This is a genomic window from Mesorhizobium erdmanii, assembly GCF_013170725.1.
In the GTDB taxonomy this organism is placed as follows: domain Bacteria; phylum Pseudomonadota; class Alphaproteobacteria; order Rhizobiales; family Rhizobiaceae; genus Mesorhizobium; species Mesorhizobium erdmanii.
The window spans coordinates 1,272,524-1,292,822 of sequence record NZ_CP033361.1; the positions used below are offsets into that span (position 1 = coordinate 1,272,524).

At 64.1% G+C, this 20,299-nt stretch carries 20 protein-coding genes; 16 read left to right on the forward strand and 4 right to left on the reverse strand.

Features of this window, described 5'->3' with window-relative positions; genetic code table 11:
- Positions 1 to 118: 118 nt before the first annotated feature.
- The 11 genes from EB233_RS06060 (at position 119) to EB233_RS06105 (ending at position 9,829) form a co-directional block, all read left to right on the forward strand.
- Entirely contained in the window at positions 119 to 1,465 is a 1,347-nt protein-coding gene (locus EB233_RS06060; RefSeq protein ID WP_064991160.1) for a murein hydrolase activator EnvC family protein, read from the forward strand.
- A gap of 1 nt (position 1,466) precedes the next feature.
- Complete coding sequence (locus tag EB233_RS06065; RefSeq protein ID WP_064991161.1) at positions 1,467 to 2,798, forward strand: S41 family peptidase; 1,332 nt, start codon at positions 1,467 to 1,469, stop codon at positions 2,796 to 2,798.
- 186 nt (positions 2,799 to 2,984) lie between these two features.
- Positions 2,985 to 4,166 carry a divergent polysaccharide deacetylase family protein gene (locus tag EB233_RS06070; RefSeq protein ID WP_064991162.1) on the forward strand — a complete coding sequence of 394 codons (1,182 nt, stop codon included), beginning with the start codon at positions 2,985 to 2,987 and terminating at the stop codon, positions 4,164 to 4,166.
- Positions 4,167 to 4,417: 251 nt separating this feature from the next.
- A complete protein-coding gene (locus tag EB233_RS06075; RefSeq protein ID WP_064991163.1) occupies positions 4,418 to 4,933 on the forward strand; it encodes an RNA pyrophosphohydrolase in 516 nt (171 codons plus the stop codon).
- A gap of 73 nt (positions 4,934 to 5,006) precedes the next feature.
- Positions 5,007 to 6,152 carry an alanine racemase gene (alr, locus tag EB233_RS06080; RefSeq protein WP_064991164.1) on the forward strand — a complete coding sequence of 382 codons (1,146 nt, stop codon included), beginning with the start codon at positions 5,007 to 5,009 and terminating at the stop codon, positions 6,150 to 6,152.
- A gap of 270 nt (positions 6,153 to 6,422) precedes the next feature.
- Entirely contained in the window at positions 6,423 to 6,845 is a 423-nt protein-coding gene (gene rnk, locus EB233_RS06085; protein WP_064991260.1) for a nucleoside diphosphate kinase regulator, read from the forward strand.
- Between the two features lie 2 nt (positions 6,846 to 6,847).
- A complete protein-coding gene (locus tag EB233_RS06090; RefSeq protein ID WP_244277760.1) occupies positions 6,848 to 7,144 on the forward strand; it encodes a GreA/GreB family elongation factor in 297 nt (98 codons plus the stop codon).
- Between the two features lie 26 nt (positions 7,145 to 7,170).
- Positions 7,171 to 7,563, forward strand: a complete 393-nt coding sequence (locus EB233_RS31740; RefSeq protein WP_155765420.1) for an IS630 transposase-related protein — start codon at positions 7,171 to 7,173, stop codon at positions 7,561 to 7,563.
- Entirely contained in the window at positions 7,547 to 8,122 is a 576-nt protein-coding gene (locus EB233_RS31745) for an IS630 family transposase (RefSeq protein ID WP_244277761.1), read from the forward strand. The genes EB233_RS31740 and EB233_RS31745 overlap by 17 nt, the downstream gene beginning before the upstream one ends.
- Positions 8,109 to 8,447: a GreA/GreB family elongation factor gene (locus EB233_RS06100; protein ID WP_244277762.1), complete on the forward strand. Its 339-nt coding sequence runs from the start codon at positions 8,109 to 8,111 to the stop codon at positions 8,445 to 8,447. Before EB233_RS31745 ends, EB233_RS06100 begins: the two co-directional genes overlap by 14 nt.
- A gap of 125 nt (positions 8,448 to 8,572) precedes the next feature.
- Positions 8,573 to 9,829 (forward strand): D-amino acid dehydrogenase, encoded by a 1,257-nt coding sequence (locus EB233_RS06105; RefSeq protein WP_064991167.1) that lies wholly within the window; start codon positions 8,573 to 8,575, stop codon positions 9,827 to 9,829.
- 22 nt (positions 9,830 to 9,851) lie between these two features.
- Here the strand turns inward: EB233_RS06105 and EB233_RS06110 are convergent, their stop codons facing one another.
- Together EB233_RS06110 and EB233_RS06115 are read right to left on the reverse strand one after the other, a co-directional pair.
- Positions 9,852 to 12,011, reverse strand: a complete 2,160-nt coding sequence (locus EB233_RS06110) for a phospholipase D-like domain-containing protein (RefSeq protein WP_064991168.1) — start codon at positions 12,009 to 12,011, stop codon at positions 9,852 to 9,854.
- Complete coding sequence (locus tag EB233_RS06115) at positions 12,008 to 12,451, reverse strand: phospholipase A2 family protein (RefSeq protein WP_064991169.1); 444 nt, start codon at positions 12,449 to 12,451, stop codon at positions 12,008 to 12,010. The genes EB233_RS06110 and EB233_RS06115 overlap by 4 nt, the downstream gene beginning before the upstream one ends.
- 67 nt (positions 12,452 to 12,518) lie before the next feature.
- Here EB233_RS06115 and EB233_RS06120 point away from each other — a divergent pair, with 67 nt between their 5' ends.
- Positions 12,519 to 13,229, forward strand: coding sequence for a hypothetical protein (locus EB233_RS06120; RefSeq protein WP_244277763.1), 711 nt, complete (start codon positions 12,519 to 12,521; stop codon positions 13,227 to 13,229).
- 8 nt (positions 13,230 to 13,237) lie between these two features.
- On the opposite strand, the gene EB233_RS06125 is transcribed toward EB233_RS06120, so the two are convergent.
- Entirely contained in the window at positions 13,238 to 14,119 is an 882-nt protein-coding gene (locus EB233_RS06125) for a LysR family transcriptional regulator (RefSeq protein WP_064991171.1), read from the reverse strand.
- 159 nt (positions 14,120 to 14,278) lie between these two features.
- Here EB233_RS06125 and EB233_RS06130 point away from each other — a divergent pair, with 159 nt between their 5' ends.
- Entirely contained in the window at positions 14,279 to 15,775 is a 1,497-nt protein-coding gene (locus EB233_RS06130; protein WP_064991172.1) for a CoA-acylating methylmalonate-semialdehyde dehydrogenase, read from the forward strand.
- A 151-nt stretch (positions 15,776 to 15,926) separates the two neighbouring features.
- Here EB233_RS06130 and EB233_RS06135 read toward each other — a convergent pair whose 3' ends face one another.
- Positions 15,927 to 16,619 carry a GntR family transcriptional regulator gene (locus EB233_RS06135; protein ID WP_064991173.1) on the reverse strand — a complete coding sequence of 231 codons (693 nt, stop codon included), beginning with the start codon at positions 16,617 to 16,619 and terminating at the stop codon, positions 15,927 to 15,929.
- 69 nt (positions 16,620 to 16,688) lie between these two features.
- Between EB233_RS06135 and EB233_RS06140 the strand changes: the two genes are divergently transcribed.
- Genes EB233_RS06140 through EB233_RS06150 form a run of 3 tightly spaced genes read left to right on the forward strand, consistent with a single transcriptional unit; the run spans position 16,689 to position 19,971 of the window.
- Entirely contained in the window at positions 16,689 to 17,624 is a 936-nt protein-coding gene (locus EB233_RS06140; protein ID WP_064991261.1) for a dihydrodipicolinate synthase family protein, read from the forward strand.
- A 14-nt stretch (positions 17,625 to 17,638) separates the two neighbouring features.
- Positions 17,639 to 18,952: an NAD(P)/FAD-dependent oxidoreductase gene (locus tag EB233_RS06145; RefSeq protein ID WP_064991174.1), complete on the forward strand. Its 1,314-nt coding sequence runs from the start codon at positions 17,639 to 17,641 to the stop codon at positions 18,950 to 18,952.
- A 17-nt stretch (positions 18,953 to 18,969) separates the two neighbouring features.
- Positions 18,970 to 19,971 carry a 4-hydroxyproline epimerase gene (locus EB233_RS06150; RefSeq protein ID WP_064991175.1) on the forward strand — a complete coding sequence of 334 codons (1,002 nt, stop codon included), beginning with the start codon at positions 18,970 to 18,972 and terminating at the stop codon, positions 19,969 to 19,971.
- The last annotated feature ends 328 nt before the right edge of the window (positions 19,972 to 20,299 follow it).

A 20,299-nucleotide genomic window follows, 5' to 3' on the forward strand; every position in this document is an offset into this window, starting at 1 on the left:
TCTGTGCATGTCGTTTCCAAAGAACCGGGACCACTTTTGGGCGGCACGCATCCGGGGGCGAGCTCGTCAAACATGGTTGATGATTCGTTAACGAAGCCGCGGATAGTATAGATCGCGAATGTCTGAAGGCTGGAAATCGACACCGGGCTCATCAACGGGCTCATCAACCGGGCGCTTCGGTCGCGCGCGCTGCGGCATCGCCGCGGCGGCGATGCTTTTGTCGTTCCATGCGGCGCGGGCGGAGAACACGCTCGATATGGCGCCCGATCCGGACCAGAGCCGCGCCGAGTACGAACAGGTTTCCAAGGAAATCACGCTGTCCTCGGAACGGCTGGCCAAGCTCGCCGCCGATATCGCCGCGGTCAAGAAGGACCACGCCTCGATCACCGCAGCGTTGATCCAGTCGGCGATGACCGAGCAGAAGCTCGGCCAGGACATCGAGGATATCGGCGCCAAGCTGGAAGGGCTGAAGGGCCAGCAGCAGAAGATCCGCGCCTCGCTCATGGCGCGGCGTGACGTGCTGGCCGAAGTGCTGGGCGCGCTGCAGCGCATGGGTCTCAATCCGCCGCCGGCCATCCTGGTCAAGCCGGAGGACGCACTGTCTTCGGTGCGCAGCGCCATCCTGCTCGGCGCCGTGGTGCCGGAATTGCGCCAGCAGACCGATAGCCTGCTGGCCGACCTCAAGGAACAGACCCGGGTGACGGCCTCGATCGAGGCCGAGCGGGCGCGGCTGACGGAGGCGGTCGGCGACCAGACGGCCGAGAAGAAGCGGCTCGGCATGCTGCTGGAGGCCAAGCAGAAGCTCGAGGCCGATACGCAGGCGCAGATGACGGCCGAACGGCAGCGTTCCGAGCAATTGGCGGCCAAGGCTTCCAGCCTGAAGGACCTGATCGCCTCGCTCGAGGCGCAGGCCGACAAGAGCCGCAAGGCCGCGGATGCCGCCAAGGCAGCCGCCGCCGGCAGTGCGGGCGACGACAAGACGGCATCGTTGCCGGTCCCCGAAGGCAACCAACTCGCCTCGGCGGCGCCTTTTTCGGCGCTCCAGGGGCAGATCGCGCTGCCGGTCACCGGCCGCATCAAGCGCCGGTTTGGCGCCGATGACGGTAACGGCGCGGTGATGCTCGGAGACATGCTTGCGACACAATCGGGAGCCATCGTCACCGCGCCGGCGGATGGGAATGTGCTTTATGCGGGGCCGTTTCGCTCCTATGGTCAACTCTTGATCCTCAATGCCGGGGACGGCTATCATGTCGTTCTGGCGGGGATGAGCAGAATCAGCGTCGTGACCGGCCAGTCGGTGCTCGCAGGAGAGCCGGTCGGCGCGATGGGAGAGGCCCGGGTGGCAAGCACCTCGGTTTCGAAGAATGCAAATGCCACGCCGGAACTCTATGTCGAGTTCCGCAAGGATGGAAAACCCGTCGATCCGGCCCCATGGTGGGCGGACCGTTTTTCTGGAAGGACGTGAAATGATGCGGAAACTGTCGCTTCTGTTTGCCGGTGCGCTGATGGGCGCATCCGCCATGAGCCTTGTCTATGGCGCTCCTGGCTCGTCGGCGAACGCTGCAGGATCGGAAACCTACAAGCAGCTGGCGATATTCGGCGACATCTTCGAGCGGGTGCGGGCACAATATGTCACCCCGCCCGACGACAAGTCGCTGGTCGAGAACGCCATCAACGGCATGCTTTCGTCGCTGGATCCGCATTCCTCCTACATGAATGCCGAACAGGCGCAGGACATGCGCGTGCAGACCAAGGGTGAGTTCGGCGGCCTCGGCATCGAGGTCACCATGGAGAACGACCTGGTCAAGGTGATCACGCCGATCGACGACACGCCCGCCGCCAAGGCCGGTGTGCTGGCCGGCGACTATATCGCCAAGATCGATGGCCAAGAGGTTCGCGGCCTGACGCTCAACGACGCGGTCGACAAGATGCGCGGCCTGGTCAACACGCCGATCAAGCTGACCATCCTGCGCCAGGGCGCCGACAAGCCGATCGAGCTGACGGTGGTGCGCGACATCATCAAGGTCAAGGCGGTCAAGTTCCGGGTCGAGAACGACATCGGCTACATGAAGATCACCTCCTTCACCGAAAAGACCTATGACGATCTCGAGAACGCCATCGACGCCATCAAGAAGCAGGTGCCGGACGACAAGCTGAAGGGCTATGTGCTCGATCTGCGCCTCAATCCGGGCGGTCTGCTCGACCAGGCGGTGAGCGTGTCCGATGCGTTCCTGAAGCGTGGCGAGATCGTCTCGACGCGCGGACGCGATCCGAAGGACGTCACACGTTTCGACGCCAAGCCTAAGCAGACCGACGACATCAACGGCAAGCCGATGATCGTACTCGTCAATGGCGGCTCGGCCAGCGCTTCCGAAATCGTCGCCGGCGCGCTGCAGGATCTGCGCCGCGTCACGGTGGTCGGCACGCAGTCCTTCGGCAAGGGTTCGGTGCAGACCATCATTCCGCTCGGCGAGAATGGCGCGCTCCGGCTGACGACCGCGCTCTATTACACGCCGTCGGGCAAGTCGATCCAGGGCAAGGGCATCACGCCCGACATCAAGGTCGACCAGCCGCTGCCGCCTGAATTGCAGGGCAGGGATTTGACGCGCGGCGAATCCGATCTCAAGGGCCACATCAAGGGCGCCGACGAGAGCTCCACCGGCTCGGGCTCGGCAGCCTATGTGCCGCCGGATCCGAAGGACGACCTGCAGCTGATCTACGCAGAGCAGCTGCTGCGCGGCCAGAAGACCGATCCGGCCTTCCCGCCCAATCCGGAAAAAGCTGTGCTCAACCAGTAAGCCGGCAACCGTCTGGCCGGTTGAACGAAGCAATGCGATGCTGCCGGGACCGAAAGGTTCCGGCAGTTTGATTCGGGGAGGCAAGGCGCGGCCTCCAGATACGGTGCCGCAGTGCGCCAGGATTGATGAATTCGCGCATGTCGCCGAAGGGTTTGCCTTCGAAAGCATGCGCTCCGGGGACAGGGCTTGGCTGATATCGGCAAGGACATCGAACGCCCGCTTGGACAGACCGTCCGGGCGCCGCGCGCCGCTGGCAAGGTCAGTGCGCGCATTGTAGCGGCGAGCGTCGTCGTGCTGGCCGTGGTTGGTGTTTCAGCCGCGATAGCGCTCCGGGAAAAGCCGTTTCGCAAGCCACAAGAAGTCGCCGTTTCGACGCCGAAGGTGACGGCGGCGGCCAAGCTCGCCGCCGCGCCATCCGCCTTGGCCCCTGTCGCGGCGCCAAAGGTCGAAACGCCAACCAAGGCCGGTGGTCCGCAGATCATCCATGTGCAGAAGGAAGAGGGCGATGGTCCTCCGCAGGCGGCAATCGTCATTCGCGACCCTTCGAGCATCGGGCAGAACCTGAAGATCGCGCATCTTCCCGACAAGGCGTTGATCGAAGCCAGCGACACCGGGCCGTTGCCGATGCGCGCGGCCGATGGCAGGCGGCCGTTCGATGTCTATGCGCGGCCCTGGTCCGGCGCGCGCGGGGCGCGGGTGGCGATCGTCATCGGCGGGCTCGCCGTCTCGCAGACCGGCACGCAAGCCGCGATTGCCAAGCTGCCGGCGGAAGTGACGCTGGCCTTCGCGCCGCAAGGCAACAGCATTGGCCGCTGGATGCAGGCCGCCAGGCAGAGCGGCCACGAGATCGTCATGCAAGTGCCGCTCGAACCGTTCGATTATCCCAACGTCAACCCCGGCCGCAACACGCTGACGGTGGCGGCGAGCGCGGACGAGAACCTGAAAAGCTTGCATTGGGCGCTGTCGAGGACGACGAACTACACCGGCGTCATGAACTATATGGGCGCGCGCTTTTCCGCCGACGCCGGGGCGATGGGACCGTTCATGGCCGAGCTCGGCAAAAGGGGGCTCGCCTATGTCGACGACGGTTCGTCGGCGCGCAGCCTGGCACCGGACATGGCGCTCAAGGACGGCGTGCCCTTCGTCGCCGGCGACACGGCGATCGACGCGGTGCAGGATCGCGGCGCCATCCTCAAGAAACTCGACAGTCTCGAAGCCACCGCGCGCGCCAAGGGCACAGCCGTCGGCATCGGCTCGGCCTTTGATCTGACAGTCGACACCGTCTCGTCCTGGATTGCCGAGGCCAAGAAGCGCGGCATCGAGATCGTGCCGATTTCGGCGGTGGCCATCGATCCGCAGAAAGGCTAACAGCCGTCTTGATAATTCTACTCCGGTGGGCATCTGGCGACGTTTTCTGCGCTACTACAGCGCCGCGCATCCTTTGGATGCGCAAAGGACGCTGTAGCTTTTTTGATTTGCGTATGATCCTTTCCGAAAATCGGTTTCGATTTTCGGGGTCACACGCTGCTCACGTACTTTAAGTACGCTCCGCTCCGGTTCTCGAAACCGCTCGCCACCTGCCTCACCAGAACGAATTCTCAAAACGGCTGGAAATCGCCATGGCCAAAAAGATTGATCGCGAAACGCTGCCTTATCGTCCCTGTGTCGGGCTGATGATCCTCAATGGCGAGGGCCTGGTCTGGATCGGGCATCGCATCGCCGAACCCGACAGCGAATTCGCCGGTACGACGCAGCTCTGGCAGATGCCGCAAGGCGGCATCGACAAGGGCGAAGAGCCGCTGCCGGCGGCCGAGCGCGAGCTCTATGAGGAGACCGGCATGCGCAGCGTCTCGCTGCTCGCCGAGGCGCCGCATTGGATCAACTATGATCTACCGGACGATCTCGTCGGCATTGCCCTCAAGGGCAGATATCGCGGCCAGACACAGAAGTGGTTCGCCTTCCGCTTCCACGGCGATGTCAGCGAGATCCAGATCAATCCGCCTCCCGGCGGCCACACCGCCGAATTCGACGAATGGTCGTGGCGGCCGATGCGGGACCTGCCCGACCTGATCGTGCCGTTCAAGCGCAAGGTCTATGAAGAGGTGGTGGCGGCGTTCAGCCATCTGGCGCGATAGTCGCGAAAACTCTCGTCGAGGTTGCCGCACCCATGCGGTGGTCTTATTGATGGCTGATGCAACGAGGGTCGCCATGAACGACACCGTCAACCGGGCTGCCGCGGACACTGTCGCCGATTGGCCGGTCGGCGAAGCGGCGGCTGGCGCAATCCTGACCATCGATTTGGGCGCGATCCGCGAGAACTACCGGCGGCTGAAGGCGCGGCTGGCCGGCGTGCGCTGCGCCGGCGTGGTCAAGGCCAATGGCTACGGTCTCGGTGCTGCCCAAGTGGCATCGGCCTTGACCCGGGAAGGCTGCGGCATCTTCTTCGTCGCGCTGCTGGCCGAAGGCATCGCGCTGCGCAAGGCGATCGGGAGCGGAGCAGACATCTACGTGCTGAACGGGCTGCCGCCGGGCTCCGAGTCGGAAGCGGTGGCAGCTGATCTCTGCGCGGTCGTCAACAGTGGCGCGCAACTACATGCCTGGCGCGCGGCGGCGCATGCCGCCGGCCGTCGGCTGCCGGCCGCCATCCAGGTCGACAGCGGCATGTCGCGGCTCGGCATGGCGCCTGCCGAAGTCGAGACCGTCGCCGGGGATGCCAGCGCGTTCGATGGCATCGATGTCAGATATTTGATGAGCCATCTCGCCTGCGCCGACGAGCCGCGCCATCCTGCCAACGAACAACAGCGGCTGGCTTTCGAGCGGCTACGCGCCATGCTGCCCCCGGTGCCCGCTTCGCTCGCCAATTCCTCCGGCATCTTTCTCGGGCCGTCCTATCACCACGACCTCGCTCGTCCCGGCGCCGCGCTCTACGGCATCAACCCGACGCCCGGCGAGCCCAATCCGATGCTGCCTGTCGTACGGTTGCAGGCCAAGGTGGCGCAGACCCGTCATGTCGAGAAGGGCACGGGCATCGGCTATGGCCACACCTATCATGCAGACGGTCCGCTGAGCCTGGCGACGATCTCGTTCGGCTACGCGGATGGTTGGCTGCGCCGCTCCGCTTCGGCGGCCTGGTTCGAGGGCGTGCGCCTGCCTTTCCTCGGGCGCGTGTCGATGGATTCGATCATTCTCGACGTGTCCGCCCTGCCGCCCGGCAGGCTGCGCGAAGGTGATCTCGTCGAGTTGCTGGGTCCCTCGCAAAGCGTCGACGATGCCGCCGGCCATGCTGGCACCATCGGCTATGAAATCCTGGCCAGTCTCGGCCCGCGCTTTCACCGGCACTATGTCGGCGGTTGAGCGGTTTGGCCGCGCTTGACAAGCGGGCGCCTGTCGGCAAGGTTCGGGGCATGAGCAACCTCGCTTATATCAGAACCTTGTTCAGGGTCTGCCCGATCGCGGGATCGTAGCCCCGGCGCGGCCGCCTGTCGGCGTCCGTTCGTATCGGGGCATCCATACATCCAGTCTCCATTAGGCCGTCCAGCCTTTCGCCGCTGCCGGCTCTTCGTAACGCCGCCAGTGCGGCGGCAAGCGCGCATTCGTTCGATGCGCCGATCCATGAGGTTTGCCATGCAACATGCAACGGGACTGCGTCCAAGCAGCCGGATTCTGATCAGCGACACCGACCATGACAGGTTGACCGGCCTGGCGAGAGCCTTGCTAGACCGTGCCCCCGAGACGGCCGAAGAACTGCTTTCGGAAATGGACCGGGCTACCGTCACGGACGCTGCGGCGATGCCGGCCGACGTGGTGCGTATGGGTTCGATCGTGATGGTCCGCGCCGAAGGCGGCGATACCCAGCGCATCACGCTGGTCTATCCCGGCGAAGCCGACATTGCCGAAAACAGGATTTCGGTGCTGACGCCGATGGGAACGGCGCTCATCGGAGCGGCGATCGGGCAGGCGGTGTGCTGGAGCAGTCGTGACGGCCGTGAACTGTCGGTTACCGTCGAAGCCGTCGACACGCCAGCCGCCGAACCGCGGCGGCGCTGATCGTGGAGGCGGTGATAACGAACCCAAATTGCTGCCTGACAACAAAGGACCGCGCTGTCCTCGAAGTCATGCTGGAGCGCAGGCGGGCCTTCGCCGATCCGATCGTGGGCATGCTGGAACACAAGCTTTCAAGCGCCGATGTGGTCTCGATCGATACGGTCGGCCCCGATATCGTTACGCTGAACAGCAGGGTGGTGTTCAGCATTGATGCCGGTCAGGCCGAGACGCGTACCCTGGTGCATAACGAAAGCGTGTCGCGATTTAAGGGATTCAGGATTCCCGTTGATTTGAGTTCGTGATTCATTGCGGTTGAAAGGAGACCGCGATGGGCAAGCCGCTACCGCTTGAGTTGCGTCGGCGTGTTGTTGCGTATGTCGATGAGGGACACGGTCACCGCGAGGCTGCGCGCCATTTCCGTGTTTCGCCTCGGTTTGTGAACAATCTGATCAACCTGCGCCGGCAGACCGGTTCGCTTGAAGCGCGACGGCAAGGTCATGTGGGCGGCGGCAAGCTCGAGCCGCATGTCGAGTTTGTCCGCTTGCGATTGGCCGAGAGCGGCGAACTGACGCTGGATGAGCTTTGCGTCGAACTGGAGGTACGCGGGGTGAGCGTGCATCGCTCCAATGTCGGGCGCCTGCTCCATCGCCTGGGGCTCAGTCATAAAAAAAACTCTGCAGGCCAGCGAGCAGCAACAGGCCGACGTGCGCAAGGCGCGTGAACTGTGGATCGGGCGACGAAAGCGCTTCTTCAACAAGGCCTTGGCGCGCCTCATCTTCATCGATGAGACGTCGACCAACACCAAGCTGACCAAGCGCACCGGCTGGGCGCCGAAGGGCCAGCGCTTCATGACGCACGCGCCATTCGGCAAATGGCAGACGCAGACCTTCATCGCCGGACTGCGATGCCACGGTCTTGTCGCGCCATGGATCGTCAACGCGCCGATGAATGCTGCCATCTTCGAACGCTATGTCGAAACGCAGCTCGCTCCCCAACTGTCGCCCGGCGATGTCGTCATCCTCGACAATGTCGGCTTCCACAAGAACGAGCGCGCCGCACAACTGGTTCGCCAAAGGGGCGCCTGGCTGCTGTTCCTGCCGCCATACTCGCCCGATCTCAATCCGATCGAGATGGCTTACTCAAAACTCAAGGCGCGGCTGCGAAAGAAGGCGGCCAGGACCTTCGATACACTCTGCCAGGCCCTCGGCGATATCTGCCACCTGTTCGAGCCAGCCGAATGCAGAAACTTCTTCAAAGCGGCCGGATATGAGGCCAATTAATCGCGACACACTCGAGGCGCGCGGGCCGGTCGGCTCCAGCCTGTCGGTGGCGACCAGGCGTGGTCTCGGCATGCTTGGCATGGCTCGGGGCCAGACGGCTTCTATAGAGCACGCCGATGGCCGGCGAGAGTCGATCCTGATCGAGGCCGTACTTTACCAACCGGAGGCTGCCCGGCGCGCGGTCACGCGGAAAGACCGGGTCGACGGGCGGCGACCGCAGGGGCTCACTCTCGTCCACAGCGCCGCGGCCGATTGGCGGCCTCTTGGCGTGACGGCTGGAATGCGGCAGACAGAAGACGACGACCCCGATCCTTCGGCGGCGTGAATGGGCAGCAGCACATGGTTCTCGAAAATCGGCATCGATTTTCACTTGGGATCATGCGCAAATCGAGAAATGCGGTCGCGGCCGCGGGCGTCCTTGGGGCCGCCCGGCGCGGCAAGGAGTGAACGATGAAGATCATGGTGCTGGGCGGTGGCGTCATCGGGGTGACGACGGCCTATTATCTTGCCGAGGCCGGCCACGAAGTGACGGTGCTCGACCGCCAGAAAGGCCCGGCGCTGGAAACCAGCTTCGCCAATGCTGGCGAGATTTCGCCCGGCTATGCCTCGCCCTGGGCCGGGCCCGGCATTCCGCTGAAGGCAATCAAATGGCTGTTGATGAAGCATGGTCCGTTGGTGGTGCGGCCGGCCTTCGATCCGCATATGTGGACCTGGCTGGTCAAAATGCTGCGCAACTGCACGGCCGAGCGTTATGCGATCAACAAGTCACGCATGGTGCCGCTGGCCGAATACAGCCGCGACACGATGAAGGCGCTGCGCGAGGCGACCGGCATCAGCTATCACGAGCGGACCCAAGGCACGCTGCAGCTGTTTCGCACGCAAAAGCAGCTTGACGGCACCGGTGGCGACGTCGAGGTGTTGAAGAAATATGGCGTGCCCTACGAAGTCCTCGACCCGGACGGCTGCATCGCGGCGGAGCCGGCGCTGGCCGGCGTGCGCGAGAAATTCGTCGGCGGGCTGCGGCTGCCGCATGACGAGACCGGTGACTGCAAGATGTTCACCGACAAGCTGGCCGCGCTCTGCGTGGAGCGCGGCGTCAAATTCGAATACGACACGACGATATACCGCGTCATCCGCAGCCGTAACCGCATCGCCAACCTCAGCACCAGCAGGGGCTTCAAGGTCTCCGACGCCTATGTGATGGCGCTGGGCAGCTACTCGGCGGGTTTCATGCGCCGGATGAAACGGTCGATCCCGGTCTATCCGGTCAAGGGCTATTCGATCACCGTGCCGATCAAGGATGCCGCCCTGGCGCCGGTGTCGACCGTCATGGACGAAACCTACAAGGTGGCGATCACCCGGCTGGGCGACCGCATCCGCGTCGGCGGTACGGCGGAGATTTCTGGCTTCGACCTGAGGCTGCATGAATCGCGACGGCGTACGCTCGAACACTCGGTCGGTGATCTCTTTGCGGGCGCCGGCGCCATGCGCGAGGCGACGTTCTGGTGCGGGCTGCGGCCGATGACGCCGGACGGGCCGCCGCTGATCGGCCGCACCGAGCTTTCCAATCTCTATCTCAACACCGGCCATGGCACGCTCGGCTGGACCATGGCCTGCGGTTCGGCCAAGGTGCTGGCCGACATCATGTCGAACCGTGTGCCCGATATCGATGCCCGTGCTTTGGCGCAGGAACGCTACCTGAAATAGCGGGTGCATCCTCGATGCATGTTCAGAACGCCTGCCTGACCCAGGTCTCGTCGAAAAGCAGCCTATAGGCCCACGGGATCGTCACGTTGGTGGGAACCGGGTTCGAGTGGGCGAGATAGTCGTCATAGATCGGCTTCATCCTGACGTAGAAAGCAGGATCGAGCACCATCATGCCGTTCTCCGAGTCGTGGATGAAACTGCGGTTGTTGAGGTTGACCGAGGAGATGGCGACCAGCCTTTCGTCGATCATCATGATCTTGGAATGCAGCACCACGTCAGGCGCCTTGAACTCGCGGATGTTGATGCGGTCGCCATATTTCTCGACGAACAGCTTGTTGAGCGCGGTGAGGAACTTGCCGCCAATATCGCCCTTGAGGTCGATGCGGCCAACAATGTCGATTTTGACGCCGCGGGCGAGCGCCCGGTCAAAGGCCAGGGCGAGGCTCGGTGTCAGATTGAGATAGGGGTTGACGATCTGGATATGGTGCCGGGAGGCGTCGACCAGCTCGACGAAATAGGCCTCCAGCGCATGGTCGTCCTCATAGGGCACTGAAATGAAATGTCGGGCATTGCCTCGGGGCCGGCCATCGCCGTGGACCGGAATGGAGAAGGGACGCGCCAGATTGGTGTCGGCGTCGCGCAGCCACAGGGTCGACAGGTGCGCGGCGAGCGTCTCGACCGTCGCGTTGTCGGCGAACTCGATGTCGAAGTCGCTCCAGTTCGAATAATAATTCAGCGAAAAGCCGTCGGTCTTGCCGTATTGCTCGAGGTCCGGTTCGCGCGACAGGTCGATCGGCTGATGGAACAGGAAGCCGTCATGAATGTTGCGGCCGCCGATAATGACGCGCGAGCGCGCAGGGTCCTGCGCCAGCGTCGCCAGCATCTTGATGTGAAGGACCTTGTGCAATTGGGAAATCTGCTCATCGATCGGCGCGCCGTGATCAGCGCGCCAGCGGTATTCCTGTAGCTGGACATTAGGGAACTCAGCCGCCAGCCGGTGCAGCATGGCATCGTCCTTGTCGCGTTCCAGCACATCGGTGACCATGATGCGCACCTTCGTACCAAGGGCCGCATGATGGCGGATCAGCCGTTCGATGATGCGGCCCGAAAAGTCCGCCTTGAATTCCAGCGAGGACAGATAGATCAGCTTCAGCCTTGGCGCGTGCGAGAAATCGAGCGGCAGTTCCGGATCGCCCTTGTCTATTGCCGCGTCCGACAGTGGCGCGCCCATCAGCGCCTCGACCTTGGCGTTGAAGCCGTCGCGCGACTTGCGCAGCAGCCTGGGATCGCCGATCGGCAGGGCGCAGGTCTGCGATAGCCAGCGGCTGGCATAGAAGGCGCGCTCGAGTGCGTCGAGGCCGGCGCTGTCGGGGACCGGACAGCGCTGGTAGCGGCTGTCGAAGCTGGCGAGTGCCGGATCGGCGGTCTCTTCGCGCTGGATGGTGAGCGGCGCGCCGTTCGGGGCAAGGCTGGAACGGATTGTTGCCGTGCAGCGGTTCAGGCCATCGCTGGGAAATAGGCTGAGCGCGTCATCCTCGCCCGAAAGGCGAAAGCGGAACGCCGCGCCGGCGGCGATGCTGCGTGAGGTGCCGGCGGCGCGGATCGCCAGGGGACCGTCGCAGGTGGCCTCGATGTCGGCCGGCTGTTCGCCCGCCTGGCGCACGATGATCTCCGTGCTGCGTGCCTGCAGGCCGGAGAAATCGAACGCCTTGGGGGCCGATGGCCGCGCTGCCGCATCGATATAGAGCGTCTGCCGCGACACCCGCCAGCGTCCATCGAAACGACCCTCGCCGCTGCCGCCATTGCCCGGCGGCAGATGCGTCCTGCCGACCGGTCCCGCGAGTTGCTGCAGCCTCGAGTAGGTCGCCTGGAAGTCGCTGTTCTGCACATCGCGCCGGTTACGCCCGAACGGGCCGGTGCCGTTGGCGCGATCCAAGGCGCCGAGCTGGTTGTGAGCGAGCAGCGCCAGGAAGCGTCTTTCGTAGTCGCTGGCGCCGGCAGCGCCGAAAAACTGCGACGCCGCGACCTGCAGGCCGGGCGTGTTGGCCGACAGAGAGGGCCGCGCCCAGGCTTCTTGCCCCGGCAGGAGATCGCAGGCATCGCGACCCGCGCCGGTGCAACCGGCAAGGACAATGAACGCCAGCCCGATGAGGGCAGGGATGATGGATGCGCGGCGGTTCACCCGTTGGCTCCGGCCTTCATGGCGCTCAACTGCGCCGGATCTCGCGGCGGCATGAAGCCTTGCGGAAAAACCTTGCAGACGGGGATAGCGAAAGTGGCGATCAGCAGTTCCGCCTCGTTGCGCATTTTCCGAGGTGCTGTCTTGTCATCTCGGATTGCCCTGGCGGAGGCGACAAGAGCGCCATCGCAGTCGCAATGATTGCGGCGGGCAATGTAGCAGGCGTCATGGGTCCGGCACACCGCGTCCAGGCGGTCGACCGGCCGGGCCGACAGATCGCCGGTGCGGGTGCCGGGACCACAGTAATTGCCGATGACGAAGGGCGAAGGGCGCGCCATGGCGGAGCGGATCGGCTTGGGCAATTCGGCTTCCGGCACCTTGGTCCATGGGTTGGCGCAGGCCGAAACGAAAACCAGCGGCAGGATGGCAAGAACGGCTCGCATTTTTTCCGCGCCAGCTTTCTGAACGATTGTCCCCACCCGGTGGCCCTGCCTTGTGGCCGACGACCGCATGCCTGATGCCACAGTTGCAAGTTTTGTGGCAAGGAAAAGGCGGCGTATGTCACCTTGCCGTGTTATCGTCGCGGCGGCACACCTGGCTTCATCAGGGCGCAAATCTCGCCATGCTAATTTGCGAGGATCGGTGATGCATATCGGCTTTCCGCCCCTGGCTGCCGCGCTTTTGTTCTGCGCCTCGGCGGCTCATGCCACCGACAAGACCGTCCACGACCAGGACAACGGGTTCTCCCTGACCTTTCCGGAGGGATGGACCATCGAGCCACCTTCCGGCGAGACGATGCGGCTGAAGGTCAAGTCCGGCGACCAGGGCCTTACCTGCAGGGTATCGGTCGGCCGCTACGACCCGCAGGCGTCCGGTTCACCGGCCGATCCCAAGGCATTCATCGAAACGGACTGGTCCGTGGAGGCCTGGCAGGAGATGGTCGGAGCCGCCTTTACCTCGGCCGTTTTCAGCAGCGATAAGTTGATACGGTTCCCGGATGGCTACCCGGCACGCATGGCCGACATGGATTTCCGGATCGACGACGGCAACGCTGGTTCCCCTGGCCACGCCAAGGTCGTGCTTTCGCTGCGCGGTACGCATTACGGCCTGGTGACCTGCGGGCTCACTGGCGACAGTGTCGAGCAAATGAAGCAGAAATGGGCTCCACTTGGAGGTGAAGCCGAACGGGTGGCCAGCTCTTTCGTTCTCGATGGTCCCTGACCGCGCCCTTACAGAAAGAGGCTTCTTTCCCGTTCAACCGCCTTGGTGATGAAGCTGGCGACGATCTGGACGCGGCGCAGCGGCCTCACCGATTCGTGATAGACCAGCCAGTAGGCGCGGCGGATAGGCGCCACCACCTCGACGGCCACAAGTTCCGGCATCGAGCGGGCGACGAAAGTGTGCAGGATGCCGATGCCGGCGCCGGAGCGCACGGCTTCGGCCTGGCCGAGTGCCGAGGAGATGGCGAAACTGGTGCGCCAGTCGGGGCTGAACTCGGCGGCATAGTCGAGCGAAGGGCTGACGATCAGATCCGGCACATAGCCGATCAGGGTATGCTGGGAGAGTTCAACGGCGGTCTTGGGCAGACCATTGGCATCCGCATAGCCACGCGATGCAAACAGACCGAGCGAATAGTCGACCAACTTTCCCGCCACCAGCCGGCCCTCCGTCGGCCGCTCGACCGTGATGGCGATGTCGGCCTCGCGCCGGGAGAGGGAGAACGAACGCGGCACCGGCACGAGCTGGATGGTGAGCTCGCGGTGGAGTGCTGTCAGTTCGCCGAGCCGTTTGGCGAGGAAGGCGACGCCAAAACCGTCCGGCGCACCGATGCGCACCGTTCCCGAGACGTCATCGCCCTCGCCCGATATGGTTGAACGAGCGGCGATCATGTCACCCTCCATGCGCTCGGCGATGTCGAGGAAGCGCTCGCCTGCCGGCGTCAGTTCGCTGCCGGTGGTCAGGCGGCGGAAGAGTTTTGTGCGCAATGCGTCTTCGAGCACTGCGATGCGGCGCGAGACCGTGGCGTGGTTGAGTTCCAGCCGCTTGGCGGCGCCCAGGATCTGGCCGGCACGCGCGACGGCGAGGAAGATGCGGACGTCATCCCAATTCATGGAATCCCCGGAGATATCTTGTAACGGGCCATTTGCGAGAATTGATGCTCGCCGGTCAATCGATATATAATTTTCGCACAACGGTTGCGTTCTCCCTCACGTTGCCTTCGCCACTACAAAGGCGGACAATGCAGCATCACAAAACCAGGGAGAGATATCATGATCGAATACGGTCATTTCATCGGCGGCAAGCGTGTCGCCGGCACCAGCGGCCGCAAGCAGGACGTCATGCAGCCTATGGACGGTTCCGTGCGCGGCACGGTGGCGCTGGCCTCGCAGGCGGAACTGCGCGCGGCGGTCGAGAACGCCAAGGCGGCGCAGCCCAAGTGGGCCGCCACCAACCCGCAGCGCCGCGTGCGCGTGCTGATGAAGTTCCTCGAACTGGTCGCCCGCGACTATGACGAACTGGCCGACATCCTGGCGCGCGAGCACGGCAAAACGATCGCCGACGCCAAGGGCGATATCCAGCGCGGCCTCGAAGTGGTCGAGGTTTGCATCGGCGCGCCGCACATGATGAAGGGCGAATTCACCGATGGCGCCGGCCCTGGCATCGACGTCTATTCGATGCGCCAGCCGCTCGGCGTCGTCGCCGGGATCACGCCGTTCAATTTCCCGGCGATGATCCCGCTGTGGAAGATCGCGCCGGCGATCGCCTGCGGCAATGCCTTCATCCTGAAGCCGTCGGAACGTGACCCGGGCGTGCCGATCCGCATCGCCGAATTGTTCCTCGAAGCTGGCCTACCGGCAGGCATCCTCAACGTCGTCAACGGCGACAAGGAAGTGGTCGACGCCATCCTCGACGATCCCGACATCAAGGCTGTCGGCTTTGTCGGCTCGACGCCGATCGCCCATTACATCTATTCGCGCGGCACGGCCGCGGGCAAACGCGTGCAGTGCTTCGGCGGCGCCAAGAACCACATGATCATCATGCCCGACGCCGACATGGACCAGACTGTCGACGCGCTGATCGGCGCCGGTTACGGCTCGGCCGGCGAGCGTTGCATGGCGATCTCGGTGGCCGTCCCGGTCGGAAACGACACCGCCAACCGGCTGATGGAAAAGCTGATCCCGCGCGTCGAGAGCCTGAAGGTCGGCCCGTCGACCGACTCGGCCGCCGATTTCGGCCCGCTGGTGACGGCGCAGGCGCTGGAGCGGGTCAAGGGCTATGTCGACGCCGGCGTGAAGGAAGGCGCAAAGCTCGTCGTCGACGGCCGCGGCTTCAAGATGCAGGGCTATGAGGACGGCTACTATATGGGCGGCTGCCTGTTCGACAATGTGACGGCGGATATGCGCATCTACAAGGAAGAGATCTTCGGGCCGGTGCTCTCGGTGGTGCGCGCACCGACCTACGAGAGCGCGATCAAGCTCGCCAACGACCACGAGATGGGCAATGGCGTCGCCATCTTCACCCGCGACGGCGATGCCGCGCGCGACTTCGCAAGCCGTGTCCAGGTCGGCATGGTCGGCGTCAACGTGCCGATCCCGGTGCCGATCGCCTATTACACGTTCGGCGGCTGGAAGGCGTCGTCCTTCGGCGACCTCAACCAGCATGGTCCCGATGCCTTCCGCTTCTACACCAAGACCAAGACGGTGACCTCGCGCTGGCCGTCCGGCATCAAGGACGGTGCCGAGTTCGTCATCCCGACGATGAACTGACCGGACGGTTTCTTGCTTGCGCGTCCTCGCCTTCGGCTGCGGGCGCGCGGGCCGGCATCAGGGACGGAGCGAAATTCGTCCCGACGATGAATTGAGTCCGACAGAGATTTTTGAAAAACGCGCGGCGTTGGTCGCGCCTTTTTCGTTTGGCCTACCGCGTTGCGGCCGTCTCTGCATGGCCGCGCAGCAGCGCCATCAGCCGCTTGGCGTCCTTGGCGGCCCCCTCTTCATCGCCGTCGAGGATCGAGCGGATCAGCGCGACGTGATGCTCGGCGGACTCGGCGAGACCCGTGTCCGCCTTGTAGCGGAACCAGAAGCGACGGCTGTGGGTCTGCAAGGGGGCGGCCAGCCGGGCGGCGAACGGATTGTCGGCGGCCAGCGCCAGGGCCTCGTCGAGCGCCTTGTCGGCCTGGATGAAGGCAAGCACATTGCCCGAGATGACCGCCTTCTGCATGGCGAGGGCCGCCTCGTGAAACAGGTCGGCGGCCTCGCGGGTGACGAAGCGTGCGGCCGAGCGGGCAAGCACCACCTCGACACCGCGGCGAGCGTCGAGCACGCGCAGCCAGTCGCCGGGATGCAGCGGCGCGATCGCGATGCCGGCGCGTGGCCTGACATCGAGCAGCCCTTCCCAGGCCAGCCGCTGGATCGCCTCGCGCACCGGCGTGCGGCCGAGCGCCAGCTTATCGATGAGCGTTCCCTCGGTGACGAAACTCGCCGGCGCCAGTTCCAGCGTGACGATCATGTGCTCGAGCACGCGATAGGCCCTCGCCGCCGCCGGCTCGGATGTCATGGTTGCTTCCATGGATATCAAAGGCGATCTCCTGATATATCCTGAATATATCATAGCGGATTCCGCATTGACAGCGCGTTTCTTAACAGATATACGACTGATATATCAGATGGAGCAATGATCATGTGGACCGGAGTTTTCCCCGCCGTCACGACCAAATTCACCGCCGACGACCGGCTCGACCATGCCGAAATGGAGCGCTGCTTCGGCCTGCAGATGGAGGCCGGCTGCGACGGCATCATCGTCTGCGGTTCGCTCGGCGAGGGGCCGATGCTGTCGCCTGACGAGAAGATCGAGGTGCTGAAGACGGCGCAGAAGGTCGCAGGCAGGAAGCCGGTACTGATGACGGTCAATGAAGCGGGAACCCGCGAGGCGGCCAGCATCGCCAGGCGCGCCGCCAAGGAAGGCGCCAATGGGCTGATGGTGGTGCCGAGCCCGATCTATCACACCAACCCGGAAGAGACGGTTGCGGCGCTGCGCGCGGTCGCCGAGGCCGGCGACCTGCCGGTGATGATCTATTCCAACCGGCTCGCCTACCGTGTCGACGTCACCGTCGACCAGATGGAGGAGCTGGCATCGGACAGACGCTTCGTCGCCATCAAGGAATCCTCAGACGATATCAGGCGCTCGACCGAGATCATCAACCGGCTTGGCGACCGCTACGATCTGTTCACCGGCGTCGACAATCTCGCCTTCGAGGCGCTGTCGGTCGGCGCCATCGGCTGGGTGGCCGGCCTGGTCACCGCCTTTCCGCGCGAGACCGTCGCCATCTACCAGCTGATGAAACAGGGCCGGCGCGAGGAGGCGTTTGCCATCTACCGCTGGTTCCGGCCGCTGCTCGACCTCGACGTCTCGACCTATCTGGTACAGAACATCAAGCTTGCCGAAGTGCTGGCAATCGATACCAATGACCGTGTGCGCATGCCGCGCCAGCCGCTGTCGGGCGAGCGCCGCAAGGCGGTGGAAAAAATCGTCCGGGATGCGCTGGCGGTGCGTCCGAAGTTGCCGTCGTTTGAGAGTACTTCTCGACCAGCGGAGCAGATGGTAGCGGCCGAATAGGGGCAGCAGCAGACGTGCAGCAGGATTCCAGATCGGGGGAAGCGGGGCTCCGCTCCCCATCCGCCCTTGAGGCGCCTTCTCCCCGTGAACAGGGAGAAGGCGTCGCCATCATCGGCGGCGGCATCATCGGCATCTGCGCGGCCGCCTTCCTCGCCGAGGCAGGCCTGGATGTCACGCTCTTCGACCGCACCGGTATCTGCGAAGAGACGAGTTCCGGCAACGCCGCCGCCTTCGCCTTCTCCGACGTGCTGCCGCTGGCGCACAAGGGCATGATCAAGAACCTGCCGAAATGGCTGGCCGATCCGCTTGGCCCGCTGAGCATTCCGCCGACCTACCTGCCGCAGCTGCTGCCGTGGCTGATCCGCTTCTGGCGCGCCGGCGCGCCGGCGAAATACGAGGCCAGCCTTGCCGCCCAGGCCGCCATGATGATGCTCGCCGAGGCGGAGTGGATGGGCTTGCTCGATCGTTCCGGCACGCGGTCGATGCTGCGCGAGGACGGCTCGCTGGAACTCTACGAGAGCGAGGCCGAGTTTCGCGCTGGACTATCCGGCTGGGCGGCGCGCGAGCGTTTCGGCATCGGCTTCCGTCATGTCGAGGGCGAGGAACTGGCGGCGCTGCAGCCAGGCATGTCACCATGCTTCGTCAAGGGAACCTTCGTGCCGGGCTGGAAGACGGTTGCCGATCCAAAGCTGCTCGGCAAGGCGGTGTGGGCTTACGCCGAGACCAAGGGCGCCCGCTTTGAAATGGCCCGCATCGACCAGGTGGCGGCGGACCAGGATGGCGCCACACTGACGCTGGCCGACGGCACGACCAGGCATGCCAGGCGTCTCGTCGTCGCGGCCGGCGCCTGGTCGCATCGGCTGGCGCGACAGCTAGGCGACCGCATTCCGCTGGAAACCGAGCGCGGCTACAACACGACCTTGCCGAAGAGCGCCTTCGACGTGAAGCGGATGCTGATCTTCTCCGGCCATGGCTTCGTCGTCACGCCGCTCGAAACGGGCCTGCGTGTCGGCGGCGCCGTCGAACTCGGCGGCATCGAGCGGCAGCCCAACTACGACAGGTCGAAAGCACTACTGCACAAGGCGCAGGCATTCCTGCCGGGGCTCGATCCCTCGGGTGGACGCGAATGGATGGGGTTCCGGCCTTCGCTGCCCGATTCGGTGCCTGTCATCGGCAAGGCGCTGGCAAGCCCGTCGGTGGTCTATGCCTTCGGCCACGGCCATCTCGGCCTGACCCAGGCGGCGGCAACAGGACGATTGATCCGGGAACTCGTCCTGGGGCAGAGTCCGCCTGTTGATCTGGCCCCCTTCAGCCCGCAACGTTTTTGAATTCTTCGAGGAGCGACATGGCCAAGAAATCCTTCTTCTGCATCGACGGCCACACCTGCGGCAATCCGGTGCGGCTGGTCGCCGGCGGCGGCCCGCTGCTCGATGGCTCGACGATGATGGAACGGCGCGCGCATTTCCTCGCCGAGTATGACTGGATCCGTACCGGGCTGATGTTCGAGCCGCGCGGTCATGACGTGATGTCCGGCTCGATCCTCTATCCGCCGACGCGCGAGGATTGCGATATCGCGATCCTGTTCATCGAGACCTCGGGCTGCCTGCCGATGTGCGGGCACGGCACCATAGGCACGGTGACGATGGCCATCGAGCACGGACTGATCAAGCCGAAGACGCCCGGTGTGCTGAGGCTCGACACGCCGGCCGGGCTGGTCATCGCCGAATACAAACAGGTCGGCGAATATGTCGAAGAGGTGCGCATCACCAACGTGCCGTCGTTCCTTCATGCCGAAGGCCTGACGGTCGAATGCCCCGGGCTCGGCGAGATCATTGTCGATGTCGCCTATGGCGGCAATTTCTACGCCATCGTCGAGCCGCAGGCGAACTTTCGCGACATGGCGGACCACTCAGCCGGCGACCTCATCGCCTGGAGCCCGGTGGTGCGGCAGCGGCTGAACGAGAAATACTCTTTCGTGCATCCGGAAAACCCCGGCATCAACCGGCTGTCGCACATGCTGTGGACCGGCAAGCCGACGGTGGAAGGGGCCGACGCCCGCAACGCCGTCTTCTACGGCGACAAGGCCATCGACCGCTCGCCGTGCGGCACGGGCACCTCGGCGCGCATGGCGCAGCTCCATGCCAAGGGCAAGCTCAAGGCCGGCGACGCCTTCGTGCATGAATCGATCATCGGCTCGCTGTTCAAGGGCAAGGTCGAAAAGGAGGTCACTGTCGCGGGCAAGCCGGCGATCATTCCCTCGATCGGCGGCTGGGCGCGGATGACCGGACTGAACACGATCTTCATCGACGACCGCGATCCGTTCGCGCATGGTTTCGTGGTCAAGTAGCAAGAATCCTGCCCTTACGGAAAGCATTGTGACGAAAAAGCGAAGCATGTCAGGAACGCAACGATTCGTCCTATCACCTAATTTTTACGGCGGTTTCTTCGAAACGGGGCGCATGATGCGGTCGAATCGTCAAAGACATTGCGTTATGCCAATGATAGGGTCCGCGATAGTCCAGGGGTCGAATACAAAAAACAGGCGATCGGAACGACGTGAATCGGGAACACGCGGGGCGATCAAAAAAATCACGTTGCAATCCGGCCTCGAAACTTTACGACTAGGGGAAATACGAAAAGGAATGCGTCTGCATGGGCGACATTCCAGGGGAGCC